The sequence below is a fragment of the Pseudoalteromonas sp. SG45-3 genome, from assembly GCF_014164075.1.
In the GTDB taxonomy this organism is placed as follows: Bacteria; Pseudomonadota; Gammaproteobacteria; order Enterobacterales; family Alteromonadaceae; genus Pseudoalteromonas; species Pseudoalteromonas distincta.
In genome coordinates this window covers 108,113-129,497 of sequence record NZ_JACJEN010000008.1, presented here as the reverse complement: position 1 = coordinate 129,497, position 21,385 = coordinate 108,113, and the positions used below count along the sequence as shown (strand labels likewise).

13 protein-coding genes are annotated in these 21,385 nt (G+C 39.9%); 6 read left to right on the top strand and 7 right to left on the bottom strand.

Translation table 11 applies throughout. The annotated features are described in order from the left end of the window. Positions 1 to 221: 221 nt before the first annotated feature. The 3 genes from H5126_RS11565 (at position 222) to H5126_RS11555 (ending at position 4,635) form a co-directional block, all read left to right on the top strand. A complete protein-coding gene (locus tag H5126_RS11565) occupies positions 222 to 2,300 on the top strand; it encodes a M13 family metallopeptidase (protein ID WP_182720877.1) in 2,079 nt (692 codons plus the stop codon). 257 nt (positions 2,301 to 2,557) lie between these two features. Next, positions 2,558 to 3,271 (top strand): YebC/PmpR family DNA-binding transcriptional regulator, encoded by a 714-nt coding sequence (locus H5126_RS11560; RefSeq protein ID WP_002959761.1) that lies wholly within the window; start codon positions 2,558 to 2,560, stop codon positions 3,269 to 3,271. Positions 3,272 to 3,312: 41 nt separating this feature from the next. After that, positions 3,313 to 4,635, top strand: coding sequence for a leucine-rich repeat-containing protein kinase family protein (locus H5126_RS11555; protein ID WP_259413572.1), 1,323 nt, complete (start codon positions 3,313 to 3,315; stop codon positions 4,633 to 4,635). 79 nt (positions 4,636 to 4,714) lie between these two features. Here the strand turns inward: H5126_RS11555 and H5126_RS11550 are convergent, their stop codons facing one another. The 6 genes from H5126_RS11550 to glk form a co-directional block, all read right to left on the bottom strand. Further along, positions 4,715 to 5,839, bottom strand: a complete 1,125-nt coding sequence (locus tag H5126_RS11550) for a sterol desaturase family protein (protein WP_024597617.1) — start codon at positions 5,837 to 5,839, stop codon at positions 4,715 to 4,717. Between the two features lie 231 nt (positions 5,840 to 6,070). After that, entirely contained in the window at positions 6,071 to 7,075 is a 1,005-nt protein-coding gene (gene gap, locus H5126_RS11545; RefSeq protein WP_002959757.1) for a type I glyceraldehyde-3-phosphate dehydrogenase, read from the bottom strand. Positions 7,076 to 7,084: 9 nt separating this feature from the next. Next, positions 7,085 to 7,705, bottom strand: coding sequence for a bifunctional 4-hydroxy-2-oxoglutarate aldolase/2-dehydro-3-deoxy-phosphogluconate aldolase (eda, locus tag H5126_RS11540; protein ID WP_002959756.1), 621 nt, complete (start codon positions 7,703 to 7,705; stop codon positions 7,085 to 7,087). A 33-nt stretch (positions 7,706 to 7,738) separates the two neighbouring features. After that, positions 7,739 to 9,589, bottom strand: a complete 1,851-nt coding sequence (gene edd, locus H5126_RS11535) for a phosphogluconate dehydratase (protein ID WP_182692865.1) — start codon at positions 9,587 to 9,589, stop codon at positions 7,739 to 7,741. A 335-nt stretch (positions 9,590 to 9,924) separates the two neighbouring features. Further along, positions 9,925 to 10,938, bottom strand: coding sequence for a LacI family DNA-binding transcriptional regulator (locus H5126_RS11530; protein ID WP_182197028.1), 1,014 nt, complete (start codon positions 10,936 to 10,938; stop codon positions 9,925 to 9,927). 38 nt (positions 10,939 to 10,976) lie between these two features. Continuing rightward, positions 10,977 to 11,969, bottom strand: a complete 993-nt coding sequence (glk, locus tag H5126_RS11525) for a glucokinase (protein WP_002959751.1) — start codon at positions 11,967 to 11,969, stop codon at positions 10,977 to 10,979. Between the two features lie 290 nt (positions 11,970 to 12,259). Here glk and H5126_RS11520 point away from each other — a divergent pair, with 290 nt between their 5' ends. From H5126_RS11520 to H5126_RS11510, 3 genes are all read left to right on the top strand, one after another. Next, positions 12,260 to 13,276 carry a LacI family DNA-binding transcriptional regulator gene (locus tag H5126_RS11520; RefSeq protein ID WP_024596123.1) on the top strand — a complete coding sequence of 339 codons (1,017 nt, stop codon included), beginning with the start codon at positions 12,260 to 12,262 and terminating at the stop codon, positions 13,274 to 13,276. 274 nt (positions 13,277 to 13,550) lie between these two features. Beyond that, entirely contained in the window at positions 13,551 to 16,736 is a 3,186-nt protein-coding gene (locus tag H5126_RS11515) for a TonB-dependent receptor (protein ID WP_024596124.1), read from the top strand. A gap of 72 nt (positions 16,737 to 16,808) precedes the next feature. Next, positions 16,809 to 18,716, top strand: a complete 1,908-nt coding sequence (locus H5126_RS11510) for a S9 family peptidase (RefSeq protein WP_182721319.1) — start codon at positions 16,809 to 16,811, stop codon at positions 18,714 to 18,716. A gap of 250 nt (positions 18,717 to 18,966) precedes the next feature. Here H5126_RS11510 and H5126_RS11505 read toward each other — a convergent pair whose 3' ends face one another. After that, positions 18,967 to 21,381: a glycoside hydrolase family 15 protein gene (locus H5126_RS11505; RefSeq protein WP_182721318.1), complete on the bottom strand. Its 2,415-nt coding sequence runs from the start codon at positions 21,379 to 21,381 to the stop codon at positions 18,967 to 18,969. Positions 21,382 to 21,385: the final 4 nt, after the last annotated feature.

Here is a 21,385-nt window from a genome sequence, read left to right as displayed (position 1 = left end):
AGCTCGGATACCTTCAAGTATTCGAGCTAAATAAAGCGTTTATAGAACCTATTAGCCTTTCTCTTTTCTCCTATATTAGTTTTATCGAGCACTGTGGTGATTCACCTCAAAAGATTTGTTTGTCTGATTAATATCAATAACAATCGATAAGTTAAATATTCGTAACAATAAAAATAATTCACTGCTGCTTTAATTAAATCAGTGATACTCAGGAGTAAGTAATGAAAAAGAGTTTAATTGCCGCAGCATTAGCTGCCACATTTATTACCGGTTGTTCAGAGCCGCAAACAACAAAAACACACGAGCAACAACCTAAAGTAGTCACTGCAGCAGTGACAGAAAAAGCAGAGTTAGGTAGTTTTGGTGTTGATCTAACAGCTCGTAACGAAGCAGTGAAACCAGGCGATGACTTTTTTATGTATGCCAGCGGCACGTGGTATGACAACTACGAAATGCCTGCAGATAAAACCCGCTATGGTGCATTTTCTGGATTAGCTGAGCGAAGCGAAGACGATGTTAAAGCTATTATTGAAGAAATAGCCGCACGTAAAGATTTAAACGCAGAAGAAAAACTCGTTGCTGATTTTTACAATGCCTATATGGATACCGAAACACTTAATAAACTAGGTGTAGCGCCAATCAAGCCATTGTTAAGTGAAATTAGTGATATAGCGTCAACCGACGATTTAGCTGAAATGTTTGGTAAATCTTGGTTAACCGGTAATAAAGCCCCTTTTGGCGGCGGCATGTGGTTTAATCGATTAGACCCTAACAAATATGAAATGTCACTAGGTGCGGGTGGGTTAGGCTTACCAGATCGCTCTTACTACCTTGAGGACGCTGAGCGCTTTGTTAAAACCCGTACAGCTTATGTTGCCCACATTGCTGACATGCTTGAGTTTGCAGGAGTAGAAAATACCGCTGAGCGCGCTCAAGCAATTGTTGATCTTGAAACCAAAATTGCACAAGGTCATTGGCCTCGTGAAAAGCGCCGTAATCGCGATTTAACGCTAAACCAAATTGAACGCGCCGATTTAAGCACTGCTTATCCTGGTTTTAACTGGGATTTATACTTTGCGCAAACAGGTTATAAAGTACCTCAGTTAAATGTATCTCAGCCTGAGCCAATAAAAGCGATGATTGAGCTAATCAATCAAGAAGATATTGCAGTATGGAAAGACTACCTAACGTATCACGCTATTAGCGGTAACGCAGGTTTACTATCAGAAGACGTATTTAATACTAACTTTGCTTTTTTTGGTAAAGAACTAAGCGGACAACAAGAGCCTCGCCCTCGTTGGAAGCGTGCAATCAGTGAAATGTCGGGTACAAGTTCGCTTGGTTTTGCTATTGGTAAAATATACGTAGCACGTTACTTTCCTGAGTCATCAAAACAACAAATGTCAGAGCTAGTTGAAAACCTTCGTACAGCCCTTGGTGAACGTATTGATAACCTAGAATGGATGGGCGATGAAACTAAAGTAAATGCGCGCGCTAAACTGGCTGCATTTGTACCAAAAATTGGTTACCCCAATGTATGGCAGTCTTATGAAGGTTTAAGCATTACTAAAAACGATTTAATCGGTAATGTGAAAAACATGCGTGAATTTTTTCATGCAGAAAGTGTTGAAAAAGAGCTACAAAAAACAGACCGTAACCGCTGGGGCATGACGCCACAACGCGTAAACGCTTACTACAATAGCTCGTTTAATGAAATTGTATTTCCGGCTGCGATATTACAACCGCCGTTTTTCGATCCAAATGCCGATCCGGCTGTAAACTATGGCGGTATTGGCGCTGTAATTGGTCATGAAATGGGTCATGGGTTTGACGATCAAGGTTCAAAATCTGACGAAAACGGTGTGCAACGTAACTGGTGGACTGATGCTGACCGCGCTGCATTTGACAAAAAAGCCGATCAACTGGCTGCGCAGTACAGTAAATACGAGCCAATCGAAGGTAATTTTGTTAATGGTCGAAATAGCCTTGGCGAAAACATTGGTGATGTAGGTGGGCTATCAATGGCTTATCACGCGTACAAGCTCAGTTTAAATGGTAAAGAAGCGCCTGTTATTGACGGCGTTACTGGCGATCAGCGTTTCTTCCTTGCGTGGGCACAAGTATGGAAAGAAAAACGTACTGAGCAAAGCATGCTTAACCAACTGCGTGGTGGCACACATGCCCCAGGTCGCTTTAGAGCACAAGCGCCGCGTAACCATGATGCATGGTACAAAGCGTTTGATGTAAAACCAAGCGATGCGTTATACCTTCCTGAAGATGAGCGTGTACGTATTTGGTAAGTAACACTTACTTTTTATTACTTAGTAAGGCAACCTGTTATACAGGTTGCTTTTTTATTGAATTAAATTTACACATAATAGATATAATTCCAACGTCTAGACCCTCGATGATCCCATTAATAAAATACAGTTTACATGGCTTTTAAACGTTACCGATTTAATCTGTTTTAATACTTACTAGCCCTTGAATGCATTTACCTTTAGAATACGCATTATAATTTTATTCTATTATTTACATATATTAAGGCGAAACGCAGATGGGAAGAGCTTACCAAAACAAAAAAGATTCAATGGCTAAGACTGCGGGTGCTAAAACTAAAGTTTATTCTAAGTACGGCAAAGAAATTTATATTTGTGCAAAAAACGGCGGTGTAGATCCAGATGGTAACTTATCATTACGTCGTTTAATTGAACGCGCTAAAAAAGACCAAGTACCAGCACACGTTATTGACCGCGCAATAGACAAAGCAAAAGGCGGCGGCGGTGAAGACTACGCAGCAACACGTTACGAAGGTTACGGCCCTGGTAACTGTATGATTATTGTTGACTGTTTAACAGACAACAACAAGCGTACCTTTGCTGATGTACGTGTTTGTTTTACCAAAGCGAATGCTAAAATTGGCGCTCAAAACTCTGTTTCACATTTATTTGATCACCTTGCTATTTTTGTATTTGACGGTGATGACGACGAAGCAGTACTTGAAGCTCTTATGATGGCTGATGTTGATGTAACTGACGTAGAAGTAGATGACGGTAAAGTTACTGTTTTTGCTCCTCACACAGAGTACAACAATACACGTACAGCGCTTGAAGAAATGGGCGTGACTGAATTTGACGAAGACCTAATTAGCTTTGTGCCACAAATTGAAACGCCGATTGAAGGCGAAGACGTTGAAGTTATGGAACGCTTTTTAGCAATGTTAGAAGATTGCGACGACGTGCAAAACGTTTACCATAACGCGCAATTCTAAAGAGCGATTTAGTAAGTTAGAACGACTTTAAGCCAACAGCTATGTTGGCTTTTTCATTTTTAGAACATGGTATTAATATGAACTCCCTTAAAGAGCTTAAAAGTGGCAAACTTGTTGGTGCTACTCGCCTGCAATTGGTAGAAGAGCTAACGACATTTCCTGAAGAAATCTTTAGCTTAGCTGACACGCTTGAAGTTCTCGATTTATCAAATAATAACTTATCAACACTACCTGATGAATTTGCCTGTTTAACAAACCTGAAGCGTGTGTTTTTATCGTTTAATCAGTTTAAGCATATTCCTAAAGTGCTCGCTAAATGCCCTGCTTTAATTATGGTCGCGTTTAAAGGTAACCAAATTTCTGAATTTGCTTTAAACAGCCTGCCAAAAAATATTGAGTGGCTAATACTCACCGATAATACGTTAAGCGAATTGCCTGAAGATTTTGGTAATTATACCCAGCTTAAAAAGCTTGCGCTTGCAGGCAATCAACTTAAGCAACTGCCAAGTAGCATGGCGCAGTGTAAAAACCTTGAGCTTGTTAGGCTCTCTGCTAATAACTTAACACACGTAGACGACTGGCTGTTTGAATTGCCTAAACTTGCTTGGCTTGCGTTTGCCGGTAACGATTTTAATAAAGCCCAGTGCCTTACAAAAAGCTGCTTAGAAAATAAGTCTCTTAACGATTACACACTTAGTCATGTTATTGGCCAAGGTGCATCGGGCGTTATTCATTTAGCACAAGCTATTGAAAGTGCTGCAGCGATTAAATTATTTAAAGGCGCAATTACCAGCGACGGCTACCCGCTTGATGAAGTAAATTGCTGCTTACAAGCAGGCGATCACGCTAATTTAATTCAAGTACTTGCCTACATTGAGCAAAGTGATCAGCTAGGTTTAGTAATGGAGCTAATAGATAAAAGCTTTGCTAATTTAGGCCTGCCTCCAAGCCTTGAAACCTGTACTCGTGATACCTTTAATGATGATTGCCATTACTCAACTCACGCTATTTTAAAAATTGCACAGCAAATGGTAAGTACCTTACATCACTTGCATATTTGTAAAGTAAGCCATGGCGACGTGTATGCGCATAACACCATGATAAACAAAGATGCTGATGTATTATTTGGTGATTTTGGTGCAGCCACAAACTTAGCCATGTTAAGTGATTATCAACAAAAGCAAATCGAGTTAATTGAAGTACGTGCATTAGGGTGTTTAATTGAAGACTTAATAGGCACGGTAACTGGCGATGATAAACAAAGTGAGCTCTTTGTTAAAATGTCCGATATGGCAAAATGTGCCATGCAACCTACATTAAATCAAAGACCTACATTTACTGAGTTATTAGCAGAGCTAAAATAAATTTAATATTAATAATATAAGCGAGCAAAATGTAACATCTTACTCGCTTTTATTTTATGTTTATTCGGATTTTCCGTACTTATTTAGTGCGCTTAAACGGGTAAACCTGTTGTTTAAGCATACCTACGGGCATGTAATCCCCGACTACACCATACGCTTGTGGCCACTCTTTTTGGCCTTTAACAGCAGTACCAAACACATAATCTAAAAACGAAAAATGTGCAGCGTAATTTCGGTCAATCGCGGCTTTATCTGACGCATGATGCCAATGGTGAAACTGCGGTGTAACCATAAAATATTTTAGCCAACCAAATTTCACACGCACATTTGCATGGTTAAACACAGCCTGCAAACCCACAATTATTACGTACAAACTAATTATTTGCTGTGAAAAACCAAGTACAAATATAGGCGTGAGCACTAAGCTGCGCGTTACGAGTATTTCAAGAATATGCTGGCGAGAGCCCGCTAACCAATCCATTTCTTTAGCACTGTGATGTACGCCATGAAAGCGCCATAATAAAGGGACTTCGTGATAGGCACGATGCACCCAATACTGCATTAAATCAGCCACGAGTATTATTAAAAACAACTGCACTATAAAGGGTGTTTGCTCTATATAACCTTGTACTGTAGATGATACAGCCCAGCCAAAGCCATAATGCACAAAGTGGTTAGTAACGAGTAATACAAAACCAATAATTAAATGATTTACAAAAAAGTGGTTTAAATCGCCTCGCCATTCGCTACGTAATATTTTTTGATCTTTACGATGAGGTAATAACTTTTCAATCACAATAAATATAAGTGTTGAGCCGAGTAAATCTAAAATAAACCAATCAAGCCCTATATAAGGTGTATCAGAAGCAAATTCGTTTACTTCAACGTTTGGTCCGCCAAACATAATAGCGAGTAAAATAAAAAACCACGCTGTAGCCCCTAAACGCTTATTGGTATTACGTACAAAGTTAAGTAATCCTAAACTGCCCGAGACCAATAATGATGCAAACATAAGCTGACGTAAAAAGTCGACGCTGTAGCTTTTTCTCAGCTCTGGTGTGGTTAAATATTCAGGAAAGTGAAACGCTAATACGCCTAAGCAACTCAGTATTGCTAAAAAGCAGGCTATGTAGCCACTTATGTTGCCCTCACCTATCTGAAGATGATTTGTGCGAAATACTTTTCGCGATAGAGCTCTGATCATTTTTATTATTCCTTGCGTCGTATCATTTTTATTATTCCTTGCGTCGTTGAGTTGATTAAATACAACGAAATTCCATTGATTTACACACCCACATATTAACAAAATTTAGGGTATAAAAAATACAAATAGTTCCCTTCTAATTTTGAATTGCAAATATACAGATAAACTAAACGCAAAAAAGCCACGCAATGCGTGGCTTGGTTGGATAAAGCTAAACTTTTACAAGGTCAATTATAAGTACTGACCTAATGCTTTAACTTGGTCTAACATGCGGTTTGAGAAACCCCACTCATTGTCGTACCAAGCCATTACTTTAACTAGTTTGCCATTGGCTTTAGTTTGCGTTGCATCAAAGATAGACGACGCTGGGTTATGGTTAAAGTCGATAGAAACAAGCGGAAGCTCGTTATATTCTAAAATACTCTTCATTGAACCCGTTGATGCTTCTTTCATGATTGCATTGATTTCTTCTGCAGTCGTATCACGCTTAGTGATAAACGTAAAATCAACTAAAGAAACATTGATTGTAGGTACACGTACCGACATACCATCTAATTTACCAGCAAGTTCTGGTAATACTAAACCAACAGCTGCCGCAGCACCTGTTTTAGTTGGGATCATAGATTGAGTTGCACTACGCGCACGGTATAAATCTGGGTGGTAAACGTCAGATAAGTTTTGATCGTTGGTGTAAGCGTGAATAGTCGTCATGCTACCTTGCTCAATACCTACTGTGTCGTTAATTGCTTTTGCAATTGGCGCTAAACAGTTAGTAGTACAAGAAGCGTTAGAAATGATATTGCTGTCAGCATTAATTACGTCGCTGTTTACACCATGCACTACTGTTGCATCTAAACCAGTACCTGGAGCAGATACGATTACTTTTTTAGCGCCTGCAGTAATGTGCTTAGCGGCGTCATCACGTTTAGTGAAAAAACCAGTACATTCTAAAACGATATCTACGTTTAGCTCTTTCCACGGTAAGTTTGCAGGGTCACGCTCTTGCGTTAACGTAATTACGTCATCCCCAATTAGCATAGTGTTGTTTTCAAGTGTTACTTTTTTTGAAAATTGACCATGAACAGAGTCATATTGCGTTAAATGTGCATTTACGTTAGCTGGTGCTAAATCGTTAATTGCTACAATTTTAATTTCGCTGTTTTGAGCTGACTCATAAAGTGCACGTAAAACATTTCTACCGATACGGCCGTACCCGTTAATTGCTACATTAATCATTTTAGACTCCTATTTAAGTTCACTTGCTTGGCGAGCAAGCGCTTCAATTGCTTGCCAGTCTTTATTTTCAATTAGTTGTTTATCTAGCATCCACGTACCACCAACACAAATAACGTTGTTAAGCGCTAAATAATTAGGAGCAGTTGCTAGGCTAATGCCGCCAGTTGGGCAAAAAGTAATATGTGGTAATGGGCCACCGATTGATTTAAGCATAGCTGTTCCGCCTGCAGCTTCTGCTGGGAAGAATTTTAAATACTTAAAACCATGCGACGCAAGTTGCATAACTTCACTTGCAGTTGCAGCGCCTGGTAAAAATGGTATATCTGATGTTTTAGCTAAAGCAATAAGCTCATCGCTCACACCTGGACTCACCATAAAATCTGCACCAGCAGCAACCGAAAGATCAAAACTTGCCTTATCTACTACCGTACCAGTACCTACATAGGCTTCAGGTACTTCTGCTTTCATTAGCTTTACAGCTTCTGCAGCAATGGGTGTACGTAGTGTTATTTCTAAGGCTTTTAAGCCACCGTTGTATAAAGCTCTTGCAAGTGGTGCTGCATCTTCTAATTTTTCGATTACAACCACTGGCACTACGGGTGCCGATGCTAAGATTTTTTCAATACTCATTACTTGTTCCTCATTACCCAGTATGGCTAATATTTATTCAAGTCCAAAAGCACTCGCGCCTAAATCGGCACTGCTTACGATATTTCTAAATCCAGTAAATAATTCACGACCTGTACCAAATGTTGCACTTGGCAGGCTAAGCTCTGCTTCACGCTTAGCAAGTTCTTCGTCGCTAACGTGTACTTTTAATATTCCGTTTGGCGCATCAAGCGTCACTAAATCGCCTTCTCGGATTTTAGCAATAACGCCGCCTTCTACTGCCTCTGGTGCTAAGTGAATAGCAGCAGGTACTTTACCTGATGCACCCGACATCCGACCGTCAGTAACAATGGCTACTTTAAAGCCTTCATCTTGAAGCGTTGCCATTACTGGCGTTAACTTGTGTAGCTCTGGCATACCTTTCGCTTTAGGGCCTTGCTCTTTTAGCACGGCAATAAAGTCTTGGTTTAATTCGCCACGAGTGTATGCATCTTGCAGAGCACTTTGTGAACTAAATACTTTTGCAGGAGCAGTAACGGTTTGATGTTCTTCAGCAACAGCTGACACTTTGATAACAGCTTTACCTAAGTTGCCAGTTAGAAGTTGCAGACCACCTTGCTTACTAAATGGGTTACTCACTGGGCGAAGTACTTCTTCATCGTGCGAGTTTGCTGGGCAATCTACCCATTTAACTTTAGTTGGGCCAGTTGAGTCGCTCATGATCAAGCTATCGTCTTTATCTAAACGAGGCTCTGTCATGTATGGTGCTAAACCATCGCCAAGCATTGTTTTAACGTCTGTATGTAAGTAACCAGCGCTTGCTAGTTCTCGCATTAAGAAACCCATACCGCCTGCTGCTTGAAAGTGGTTTACATCAGCTGAGCCGTTAGGGTAAATACGTGTAAGAAGTGGTACAACTTCTGATAAGTCAGACATATCTTTCCACGTAACCTGAATGCCGGCAGCTTTTGCTATCGCAACAATATGGATTGCATGGTTAGTAGAACCACCTGTAGAAAGCAGACCCACTAAACCATTTATAATCGTTTTTTCGCTGATCACATCGGCTAAACAAGGGCTTTCTTTATCATCCGTAAGCTGCTTAAGCATAGTTTCTACAGCATTACCTGTAAGGCCATCGCGAAGCTCAGTGTAAGGATTAATAAACGAGCTACCTGGAAGGTGTAAGCCCATTATTTCCATCAACATTTGGTTTGAATTGGCAGTACCGTAGAACGTACACGTACCAGCGCTGTGATAAGACGCACTTTCAGCTTCAAGTAAGTCTTCGCGGCTCACTAAACCTTGTGCAAACTTTTGGCGAATACGTGCTTTTTCTTTATTCGGAATACCTGATTGCATTGGACCTGCTGGTAAAAAGAACACAGGTAAATGACCAAACGACAATGCACCAATTAATAAACCAGGAACAATTTTGTCACAAACGCCTAAACAAAAAACGCCATCAAACACATCGTGCGAAAGAGAAATTGCTGTAGACATAGCAATTACATCGCGAGAAAAAAGTGAAAGTTCCATGCCGTCACGCCCTTGCGTAACACCATCACACATTGCAGGAACGCCACCAGCAACTTGAGCTGTAGCATCGTATTTTGTTGCAATGTCTTTAATTAAATCTGGGTAGTCTTTGTATGGCACATGAGCCGATAACATATCGTTATATGAGTTGATAATAGCAAGATTTGGCTGCTCATCAGCCTTTAAGCGCGCTTTGTCATCACTGCTACATGCAGCCATAACATGGGCTATATTTCCGCAACCTAAACCGGCACGAACTCTTGTTTGTTTTTTTGCGTGCGAAATGCGATCTAAATAATCTTGACGGGTATTTTTACTGCGTTCGATAACGCGCTGGGTAACTTCTTGAATACGAGGATGTAACATAATTTAACTCATCTCTATTAGTTAGAGGATAAAGGCTCAGTAGCAACTACAGACTCCACGTAAATAACTGTACTGAGCATCTTTGATTTACCCGTTCAAAGGTACGCTACCAGGGAGCCTCTCACAACAACCCTGACACCGGTGTCACTGTATTAACGCATAGCAATGACACCGGTGTCAACCCCGAGTAACAAAAATAGTTTAATATTTTAACATGACCGAATAATGACCTAATTGATTTTTAGGCACAAACCATGTTTTAGCAAGTTCAGAGTAAAAAAAGCCCGAATAAGCGTCACTCATATTCGGGCTACTGTGAAAGTGTTTTAAACTCACTATTTTATTGCTGAGGTAGACTCGCGTGTAATCAAGCGCGACTCAAGCGTTACCTGATACGGCTGCTCTTGTGGTTGAGCTATGTGTAAAATAAGTTGCGTTACGGCTTGTTTAGTCATTTCTTCAACGGGCTGTGCAATTGTTGTTAACCCAGGCCAAATATGACGTGCAATGGGCGCATTATCAAACCCAGCTATTGAAATGTCATCAGGCACTTTTAATTGGCGCTGAGTTGCTAATTTAAGTACGGCAGCCGCCATGTAATCGTTTGATGCAAATACAGCGGTTGGCCTAGGGGATAAATCTAATATGCTGCGTGCACTATCTACACCTGAGTGATAACTAAAGTTACCCTCCTCGACTAAGCGCTCATCAAATTCTATACCATGGCTTGCAAGTGAACGCCTGTAACCTTTAAAACGTTGTTGCGTGGCACTGTGATCCGGGTGCCCTTTAATAAAGGCTATAGATTTATGACCGAGGTTAATTAAATGCTCGGTAATCTCAAATGCGCCTTGCTCGTCGTTACTACGCACTGAAATTGAATCATCTTGTAGTAAAGCTGAAGCAACTCTTGCATAAGGAATTTTTTTAGATTTTAAAAAAGAAGCAAGCTCAGCAAAATCACCAAAAGGAGGTGTTAGCACAATGCCATCTAATCGAGAAGTTTGTAGTAATTGCTCAATATTATTTATAAGTGCTTCACCACGAAACTCACAAGGGTGTATCAATAAATTATAGTTGTTTTCTTTACACGCTTCTAAGGCGCCCGTTTGCACTCGGGTAATATAACTTTTACTTGGGTTATCGTATAAACAGCCAATAATAAAGCTACGATTTTGAGCAAGACCTCGTGCAATTGGATTTGGGGTGTAATCAAGCTCTTTAAATACCGCAAGCACCTTTTCTCGGGTGGCGGCACTTACATTAGGCTCATTGTTTAACACGCGTGAGACGGTTTTTTTAGAAACCCCTGCATGGCTTGCTACACTATTTATGGTTACTTTTTTCATCTGTCCATTATCCAAATACAACCTGTAAGACCAAAGCCCTATTTGCTATTGTGTAAACACGCAGCAGCGCCAATAAGCGGTATGTTGTCTTGTGTTACGAGTGTTACAGGGATTTGTCCTGCGTACTGCGACATAATACCCTTTTGCGAAAATCGTTCAACAAAACGACTCTCAAGAAGTCTCGCTTGCATACGAGGTAGTATTCCACCGCCAATAAATAATCCACCTAACGCGCCATAAACAACCGCTAAATCACCGGCAACACTGCCAATCCAATCACAAAACTGGTTTAAGGTTGCATCACACACATCACATTCACCACTATTTGCAAGGCTGCTAATTTGTGCGGCATCTAAATTTTTAGCTGTTACACCCTTAACCGCAGACATTGCTTTGTATAAATGCGTTATGCCAGGACCTGAAAAAACTGTTTCGATAGAAACATGGGGATGATCTTTACGTAACTCATTTAATAATAAAGTATCGAGTTCATTAACAGGTGCAAGTGATATATGCCCCCCTTCTGAACTTAGCACTGCGGTAGATTGAGACGTTCTAACTAAGCACGCGGCACCAAAACCAGTACCTGGACCTATAACACCAATGTTTGCGTTATCATCAGCTTGACCTGATTTAACAATGACATTTTGTTTAGGATCTAAGTAAGGGGCAGCGTAAGCAAAGGCAGCAAAATCATTAATGACTTCAAGTTGTTGTAAATCAAAATGAGTTTTAAATTCACTGACGCTAAAATGCCAACCTAAATTGGTTAAATGCACTTGCCCGGCTTTTATTGGCCCTGCAACGGCTAAACATGCGCGTTTGGGTGCAATATGTGGGACTGTTTGTAAATATTGCTCGAGCGCACTTTCAAGAGAACCAAAATTGGCACTAGGAAAAATATTAATGTGCTCTATTATAAATTGGTTAGTCTGTTCATTAAAAGCAGTTATTAAAGCAAAGCGGGCATTAGTGCCGCCGACATCAGCAACTAAGATGGGATCAAATTGGGCAGAAGCGTTTGGGCTCATAGTATTATCTCTTTTGTTAAGCGACTCATGCTTATTATTTTACAATGGTGTACCATTGTTATTTATACTTTGAGCTATCACCTCAAAGTAGCTATCACAGTAAAAAATGCTGCCTATAAAGATATAGACAGCGAATACGTTTTGACAACAAAATGATAAAACACTGACATTATGACACCGGTGTCAGGAATTTATCAATAAAAATATACGTTAATTCACAAAAAACTTGAAATTATTCATCAATAAACGAAAATGACACAATAATTTATCAATTTAATTAAGTTGTAACAATGAAAGGTAAAGCTACCTCATTTGATATTGCCCACTATGCAGGGGTATCTCAATCGACTGTATCTCGCGCTTTACGTAACAGCCACCTTGTTAATGAAGAAACACGGAAGCGTGTTTTCGATATAGCCAAAAAGCTTAATTATAAAGTTGATAAAAATGCGAGTAACCTTCGCACTCAACAAAGTAGTACGCTTGCATTATTGTTGTTTGAAGATCCTACTTCTGACGAGTCCCAAATAAATCCTTTCTTTTTAGCCATGCTTGGCAGTATTACCCGTGCTTGCGCTAAAGAAGGTTACGATTTATTAGTTTCATTTCAATCGGCCAGTGCTGATTGGCAAGCAGACTACGAAGACAGCCACAGAGCTGATGGCATTATTTTACTCGGGTATGGCGATTACATTGATTACCAACCAAAATTTAACACCTTACTTGAACAAAACACTAAGTTTGTTTGCTGGGGTGCAACGGTAGATAACCGTCCCGATTTAACTGTTTGTTGTGATAACTACGGTGGCGGTAAGCTCGCCGCTGAGCACTTTATTGCGCATAGCAGAACTGATTGCGCTTTTATTGGTGACGCCTCTGATCACAGCCCCGAATTTTTTAGTCGTTTTCAGGGTTTTAAAGATGAGCTATTGGCTAACAACGTTAAAATAAATGAGCGTAAAATGGCTAATGCTATCTCTACTGAAGAATCTGGCTATCACGCAACACGCTCACTAATTGCTAATAATATTAAATTTAACGCCTTATTTGCTGCAAGTGACTTAATTGCTATTGGGGCTATACGCGCACTTAAAGAAGCAAATATTAACGTGCCGAAAGATGTTGCGGTAGTCGGCTTTGATAATATAGCCATTGCAAGTTATGTAAACCCACCACTAACTACAATAGAGCAAAACACCACTATTGCTGGGCAAATGTTAGTAGAGAACCTATTAAAACTGATACGTGGTGAAGAAGTTCAAAGCACCCTGTTGCCTCCTATTCTCATTCCTAGAAAGTCAAGCTGAGCCTTCTCTTTCCATGTATATGCCGATTACATCCATTCACATTCGTTTACAAACAAGAAAACCATTTAAAAACAGACAATTAAAAAAAAAATAGCGAAAAAAATCACTTTTAAGGCCCAAAACTGACTGTTTCAGCACCTATTGCGTAGTTACTCACCATTAACCGCATTTACTATTTAGTTTCAATAATGTAAATTTATTGTGATGCTATATTTCACTTTGTTTAATTTATGATTTATAGCTTAAATAACAATAATATCTCAGGGATTTACATATGTTTAAAACTAAAGCACTATCAAATGCAATAAGATATTCTTTATTGCTAGGATCTGTAGCCTTAGCGCCTAACGCGCTAGCCCAGGAAAATGACTTAAACTCAGACGTTGAACTAGAAGAAGAAGCGCCAGAGCGAATTGTTGTAACAGGTTCGCGTATAAGAAAAGCTGAATTTTCAAATGCATCGCCAATTCAAATTATCAACGGTGACTTATCTCGTGAAATGGGTTTATTTGATGCAGGTTCAATGCTCCAGTCAACCAGCCAAGCGGCTGGTGCTCAAATAGATAATACATTTGGTGGTTTTGTACTAGATAACGGTCCAGGCGCTGCAACAATCGGATTTCGTGGTTTAGGTGCTGAGCGTACTCTTGTACTTATCAACGGTCGAAGAATGGCTCCAGCAGGTGTAGGTGGTGCGCCAACTTCACCTGATTTGAACTTAATACCAGGTGTAATGATTGAGCGTGTAGAGAATTTATTTGATGGCGCATCAACCGTTTATGGTTCTGATGCAGTAGCGGGTGTAGCTAACGTAATATTAAAAAAAGATGTTGAAGGCTTTATTTTTGATGCATCTTACCGTCAACCTAAAGGTGAAGGCGGTGAAGAAACTGTACTTTCGGGTATGTGGGGCAAAACCATGGATAATGGTTTTATCACCGTTGGTGTTGAATATTCAGAACAGAAATCTCAATCTTTAGCTGGCAACCCTTTTGTTAAAGGGTGTGAAGAGCGTATTTGGGAAGCTGAAGATGGCAGTATCGTAACCCGAAACAGTGGCTATGGTCCTGTAGCAAGCGGTGAAGATTCATGTGACATTTTCCCTCTAACAAACCGTATTAGCGTACCATCTTTCTTTGGTAGTGTTTATTATACACCTGACTTTACAAACACTGGTATTCCAAACTTCAGCGAATCAACTGTACCATCAAGTCTTGAAGGGTTTTTACCTTCATGGGTAGCGGGCGATTTTGATGGCGATGGTATAAATGATGGTGTATTTGTAGATGGTAACGGCGATGGTTTCCGTGACGTTGATTTCCAAGACCCTCTATACGCTTTCCAACAATCTGATTATTACAAAAGTGGTGATTACAGAAGTAAAAATGAACGTATTTCACTAATGCTTAATGGTGAATATAACTTCCAAGATGATAACGATACAACTTTCTACTACGAAGGTTTATACGCTAGTCGTAAATCACCAATTTTTAGCCCAGGTGCACAGATATTCCAACAAGTAGCGGCATCAAACCCATATAACCCTTGTGGAACAAACGGTATTGACTGTTTTGGCGTGTTAGGTGTGGGCCCTGGTGGACCAGAAGCCGTTCAGCCAATCATCAATATTCGTGGTGACCGTGATCAAACTGAGGTTGAAGTTTCACAATATCGTTTAGTTACTGGTGTTACTGGTAATCTTGGTATGTTTGAAAACATCGGCTTAGACAATTGGTACTACGACGCATCTGTATCGTACAGCGCATCAAAAGGTACTGACCACCGTGTTGGTATTGATGAAGAGCGCTTAATTAACTCATTAGAAACCGCTGTTCTTAATGATGATGGTACTGTTACCTGTGGTACCGGTTCTGATGGATGTGTTCCTGTTAATTTATTTGCAGATAGTATTTATCAAGAAGGTGGCGGTACGCTTTCACCTGAAGAAGCTGCTTACTTGTTTATCGACCGCGATATCGAAACTAAAGTAAACCAGTTTGTTTTCAATGCATTCATGGGTGGTGATTTCTTCGCATTACCATGGAACAACGAAACTGTTGCAGGTATCGTTGGGGTTGAATATCGTCGTGATGAAATTGAATCAAATCCAAATGCTGCTGCATCTCAAGGCTTACTATGGGGCTATTTTGCTGACCAAGGCGCTGATGGCTCACGTAACTTAAAGGAAATATTCACAGAAGTTGAATTCCCTTTACTTAAAGGTGTTAAAGGCGCTGAAGAACTTACATTTACAGCTTCTGGCCGTGTTTCTGAAGAATCTTTCTACGATGCAGAATCAACTTATAGTCTTAAAACAATTTACCGTCCTGTTGAGTGGTTTACTCTACGTGCAACAAAAGGTACTTCGTACAGAGCACCTAACCTACGCGAGCGTTTCTTAAACGGTACGTCTGGTTTTAATACAGTTGCCGATCCATGTGTTGTTCCGGAAGATGCTCGTAATATCGACCCATTGAACCCAGGTTCAGCAGCTACATATAATGCAGCAGAAGAAACACGTGATACAGCTGTACTAAACGCTTGTCAAGCATCAGGTATTGATCCAACTACTCTTGGTTTAGGTCAAAATGGAACTGACTCATACACTGCAGCTTACAGCGCTGAGATTGAAACTGGCGGTACAACTGAGCTTAGTGCTGAAACATCAGTGGCTAAAACATACGGTTTTATCTTTGAACAACCGTTCACTGATGCATTTGATTTAACAATGTCATTAACCCGCTTTGATATTGAAGTAACGAATAGTATTGCAGAGCCAAGCGCTGGTTACAGTATTGGTCAGTGTTATTCTGCTGATGGTAATGATGCTTTCTGTAGCCGTATCGGACGTGACGAAAATGGTCAAATTGATTTAGTTGATGCTAGCTTTATCAATATTGGTTTAATCTCATCTAAAGGTTTTGATTACAATATCTACTTTGAAACAGATACAGTAATCGCAGAAGAAAACCTAGGTATTACACTAGATCTTCAAGCTACTCGCATGACAGAGCAAGTTTTTGACGTGCTTGGTACTATTGATGACAATATGGGCGAGCCAGATTCTCCGGAATGGCGTGGTACCGCTCGCTTACAACTTAAATACTCTGATTTTAGATTTAACTGGGAAACGCGTTTCATCGGTAAAGGTCGTGAAGATGAGGATGATTTAGGTGAATTTGAAGAAGGCACTGCAGGTTGTCGTGGTTTAACTGATGCTAACGGTGAAGCACTTAAATGTCGCCCAGTTGGTTTCACCGATGACTACTTTGTACATAACATTGGTATGACTTGGTCTAACGATGCTTATAAAGTGAACTTTGGTGTTCGTAACGTGTTTAATGAAGCACCTCCTAAAGTAGATCCAAGTGGTTCTTTTTCAAACACTAATATCCCTCTAGGTGTTGGTTATGACACTTCAGGTCGTAGCCCATACATCAGTTTTACAGCTTCTTTTTAATTAGAATTGGCTGAGTAAATATTCAATCCAGATGGCCTAAAATTTTAGGCCATTTTTTTTGAGGGAATAAAAATGAAATTTAAAAAAAGAATATTAGTAGGATTAACCCTACTAGGCCTATCTTCTTTTGCTAATAGCGAAACTGGAGATGCGGCACAAGTAAGCAGTATTGATGCTTTCTCAATGTCATCTGCTATACGCAGTGTTGTAGCATCACCTGATGGTAAGAAGCTTGCTATTTTAAGAGCGACTACTAAAAATGGTGACTATATAATTGAGATAAGAGATCCAAATAACCTAGATGCAGAGCCTGTAAGATTAGGCGCTGATAAAATGCTAATATCTTCAATCGTATGGTTAAACGATGAAAAACTTGGCGTTATGTTTAGGCAAATATTAGAAGATGGAAGTCGCAAATACTGGGTTAATAAGTTTGCAATAACCGATGCAGATGGTAAAAGCGACTGGCTATTACCATTTAAGAAAAAACGAAATGTTCAATTTAATATAATAAATATACTTCCTGACAAAAAAGATGAAGTATTAGTAGAGGTTGATATTAATAATAACTACATTCCAGATGTAGTGCGCTTTAATATTAATACTGGACGAAGCGTTACTGTAATGCGCGGAAATGAAAAAGTATCAGGCTCATTCGTTTCTGACTACGACGGTGAAATAAGAATAGCCCAAGGTTGGAATAAGTCTGATAACGCAATCGATTATTATGCCCGAGATAAAGGTAATGATGATTGGAAAGTAATTAAGCAAGTTAGTCCTAAAAAGCGTGAAAACTTTGAGATTTTAGGGTTTGCGAAAGGTAACCCTAACGAAGTTTATGTTAATGCCAACTTAGGCGAAAATACGACTGGCATTTATATTTATAATATTAAAACAGGTCAGTATTCTGAACGTCAATTTGGTCTTAAGTCTGTAGATACTGATGGTGTAATACTTGATACCGACGGCACCTTACAAGGCTTTCGCTATACAACTAAGCAACCTAAGTTTTATTTCACAGATCCTAACCTACAAGCACTTAACGAATCTGTTGCGTCTTTATTTAAAGGTAAATTTGTACAAATCATCAGTAGCTCTGATAACGATAATGTATTAGTAGTGAGAGTATCTGCTGACGATAACCCTGGCAGCTATTACATTGTTACTAATAAACAGAAGTTAACTAAGATTGGTGATCGCCTTCCGTTTATTGATAAAAGTAAATTAGGAACCGTTAAATATATCTCTTATAAAGCAAGAGATGGACGTAAAATAAAAGCATACGTAACTATTCCTGCAACTAAAGGTCCTTACCCCGCAATAGTACTCCCTCACGGTGGTCCTTGGGTTCGTGACTCTGTTGTATTTGATGACTGGGCACAGTTACTCGCCTATCATGGTTACGTAGTTATTCAACCAAACTACCGAGGTTCTACAGGTTACGGTTTGGAGCATTGGATAGCCGGTGATAATAACTGGGGCTTGAAAAAACAAGATGATTTAGATGACGCCGCACAATATTTAATAGATAAAGGTTTAGCAACAAAAGATAAGCTTGCTTTATTTGGTTGGAGTTATGGTGGTTATGCTGCATTTGCTGCATCTATGCGTGAAAACAACATATATAAATGTGTTGTTGCCGGTGCGGGTGTAAGTGATTTAAGTCGTATCAATGCAACTCTTAACGAAAATCGCTTTTTAAGTATCTTACAACGCCCTACTATTACTGGTGTCTCTCCTGTAGAGCAAGTAAATAAAGTAAATATTCCTATACTGGTTGTACATGGCGATATCGACAGTCGTGTTCCAGTAAAACACAGTAGAGACTTTGTATCTGAGCTTGAAAAGTACAAAAAAGACTTTAAATATATTGAGCTAGAAGATGCTGATCACTTTTCTGATACGCTTTTCTACGATCATAAAAAAGAGTTTTATACAGAGTTGTTATCTTGGTTTGATAATAAATGTGGCCTCAAATAATGTAATAAAAGGGTGGCATTCATTTCATATGAAGAGCACCCTTCATATCAAATCGCCTAATTCGGTGATCTATTTTGAGGTAAGAAAATCGTACTGATAACAAGATAAAAATTTCGTTATTTAGTTATTACCAACAAATAATTAAGTATTATTGCTGATTCATATTAGTTTAAATACAGAATAACTGAATAGTAAAAAAGGCTTCTAAATTTATTTAGAAGCCTTTTTAATAACTGCAGCTTGCTTTATATTAGTCTTTAAGTGACTCGCCAACCACTGGATAATAATCCCATACTTGTTTATCACTGAGTGAGCGTACAAGCTTAATGTATTCTGCATGTGTCCATGCAAGTGGCGTTGCTGAGTTTGTGCCCTCGCCTAGCTCATAACCAGCTTTATTTACACCGACACCATCCCATACTTGCTCTGGTAGCATTAGCCCTTTATTGGCAAATTGCTCCAAACCTTTAACATAACTATTTTTAATTTGCGCTTGTTTAGCATCATCAAAGGCGTTGTTTGCGTTAGCTGCTGCTATTTCATAGTGGCCACGTTCACCTGTGAAAAACGGCCATACACGACCACGTTGGCCTGGTGTATTACTGCCACCCTCGGCATAGTTTGTGCCCGTTACTTCATCTTCGCCGTAGCCATCATTACCATAGCGGCGGTAGCCTGCAAATGTGCCGCTGCCGTCGTCAAAGCTAAAGCTGTATTTAACTTGTAGGTTATCTTCTAGTGTTTCGTCATCGTACTCAGGTAGTGTTTTAACGATGCTTCCATCATTTGCACCGCGTACGCCATAGCGTACTAGCTCTAAAAAACCGCCATCTAAAATTTGCTTTTTATTAAACCCTTCGCGGCCATTATTAGCGTTAATTTTAGTGTTTGAGTTTGCATCGGTATCTTGGCCTATACGAATAAAGTATTCGCCATCGCTATTCTCGCCTTTTAAGTTACCTTTAGTGGTAAACATTTGCGATTCAATATCGCTGCTGTATTTTTTAGCTGTATCTAAGTAGCGCTTTGCGTTTGTATCATCGCCACTTAGTGTTGCAATATCACTGGCTGTAATAAGGCCAGCTACTATTGCTGCAGTAGTCGAAGGCGAATAACCGCTTTGCTCTTCCCAACGCTCTTGTTGGGTTGCCGGTGGTGTAATTTGCGTGTCGTTCCATAAAATTTTAGCAAGGCCGCCATCAACCAAAAAATCAGCCGCGGGTTTTAACATTTTTCCGTACCAGCTTTTTAGCTCTTCATCACTAAGTACATTGGCTTTATGTAACTTCCAAGCAAGCATAATAGGCATAGCTGTTTGGTCAAGCTGTACGCCGACCCATTCAAGCTCACCATCTACGTGCGTTTTTTGTAAAAACCAGCCTGTATCGCCTTTATTACCTGGTGTTTTGCTATTTACTTGCACTTTTTCAAGGTATTCAAACGCTGTTTTTGCTGTGGCTGTATCGCCGAGTGCCATAAAGGCCATGGCTACTTGATAAAAGTCGCGCACCCATACTGCTTTATAGCCAGTAGAGCCCTCTTTGGCTGAAACAGTTTCGCCCCATGGATTAGATAGAGAAGCAATTAATGCCCCTGCGTGTGTTTTATCTTCTTGTGCTTTTAGAACCATGGCGCTGGTGTATAAAAGCTTACCGTTATCGGCTGTTTGTTCAATCATTTTATTGAGCGGTTTGAGACTTTGGAGGTAATCTTCCCAGCCTAGCGCTTCACCTTTACCGTTATAGTGATCAAGCACCGCTTGGTACCCTTTTGCTAAGCTTTTTTCGCCTTGCTTTATACTTTGCTGCTGCGTTTTACCAAAACTAAGTGCTAAATCAAAGGTGGTATTCGCGCTTATGTCGCCAAGCTCTGCAAGCATGCTTACATTACCTGCTGTATCGCCGGTATTTGTGTATTGTGTATTTATAGATTGCGTAGTTTTAAGTGCGTTAATACCATCGCTTTCACCGGTAAAGCCCACTGTTTTATCTTTAAATGAGGTCGCTGATTGAAGTGATAAATAGTTATCGTCTTCCCATGCGACAAGGCCTTGCTCAGTCGTTTTAGCGAAGTCACCTAGCCCGTTATTATTAATATACGGATTAACAGACACATATGCTTTTAGCCCTTCAAGCTCAGTGTTAAATACACTGCGTACAAATAATGTTTGCCCATCTGGGTCAGTAAAAATGTGTTTTTCTAGGCTAAAGCGCCCTTGTTTATCAGTGCTAGTTACTTTGTAGGCAAGCGATAACGGGCGACCTTGTGCATCTTTATGTAAGTAATCAATGGTGACATCTAAATCATCAGCTTCACTAACGGTAAAGTCTTTACCTGTTACTATAAATTGCATGTCTTTTATTTGAGCTTGGTGAATAAGCCCAAACATGGATTCGGTGATCATACCTTTAGCAATTGAAAACCACACCTTAGATACATCGCCCGTTGCAGCTGAATCACTGTATTGGCCGTTTTGGTATTGCTCGTATGACGTGCCAATACCTGTTTTACCCGCATAAGCCCAAAAAGGCTCTGTGCCTGGGGCGCCTGGTGCTGATGTAACCTGTGCTGTGGTACTTTCGTTAGTTGTGCTTGTGTTTTGAGCGCCGCAAGCGGTTAAACCTAACGTTAAAAGTGAGGCGGTTATAAGGTTATATTTTTTCATTGTG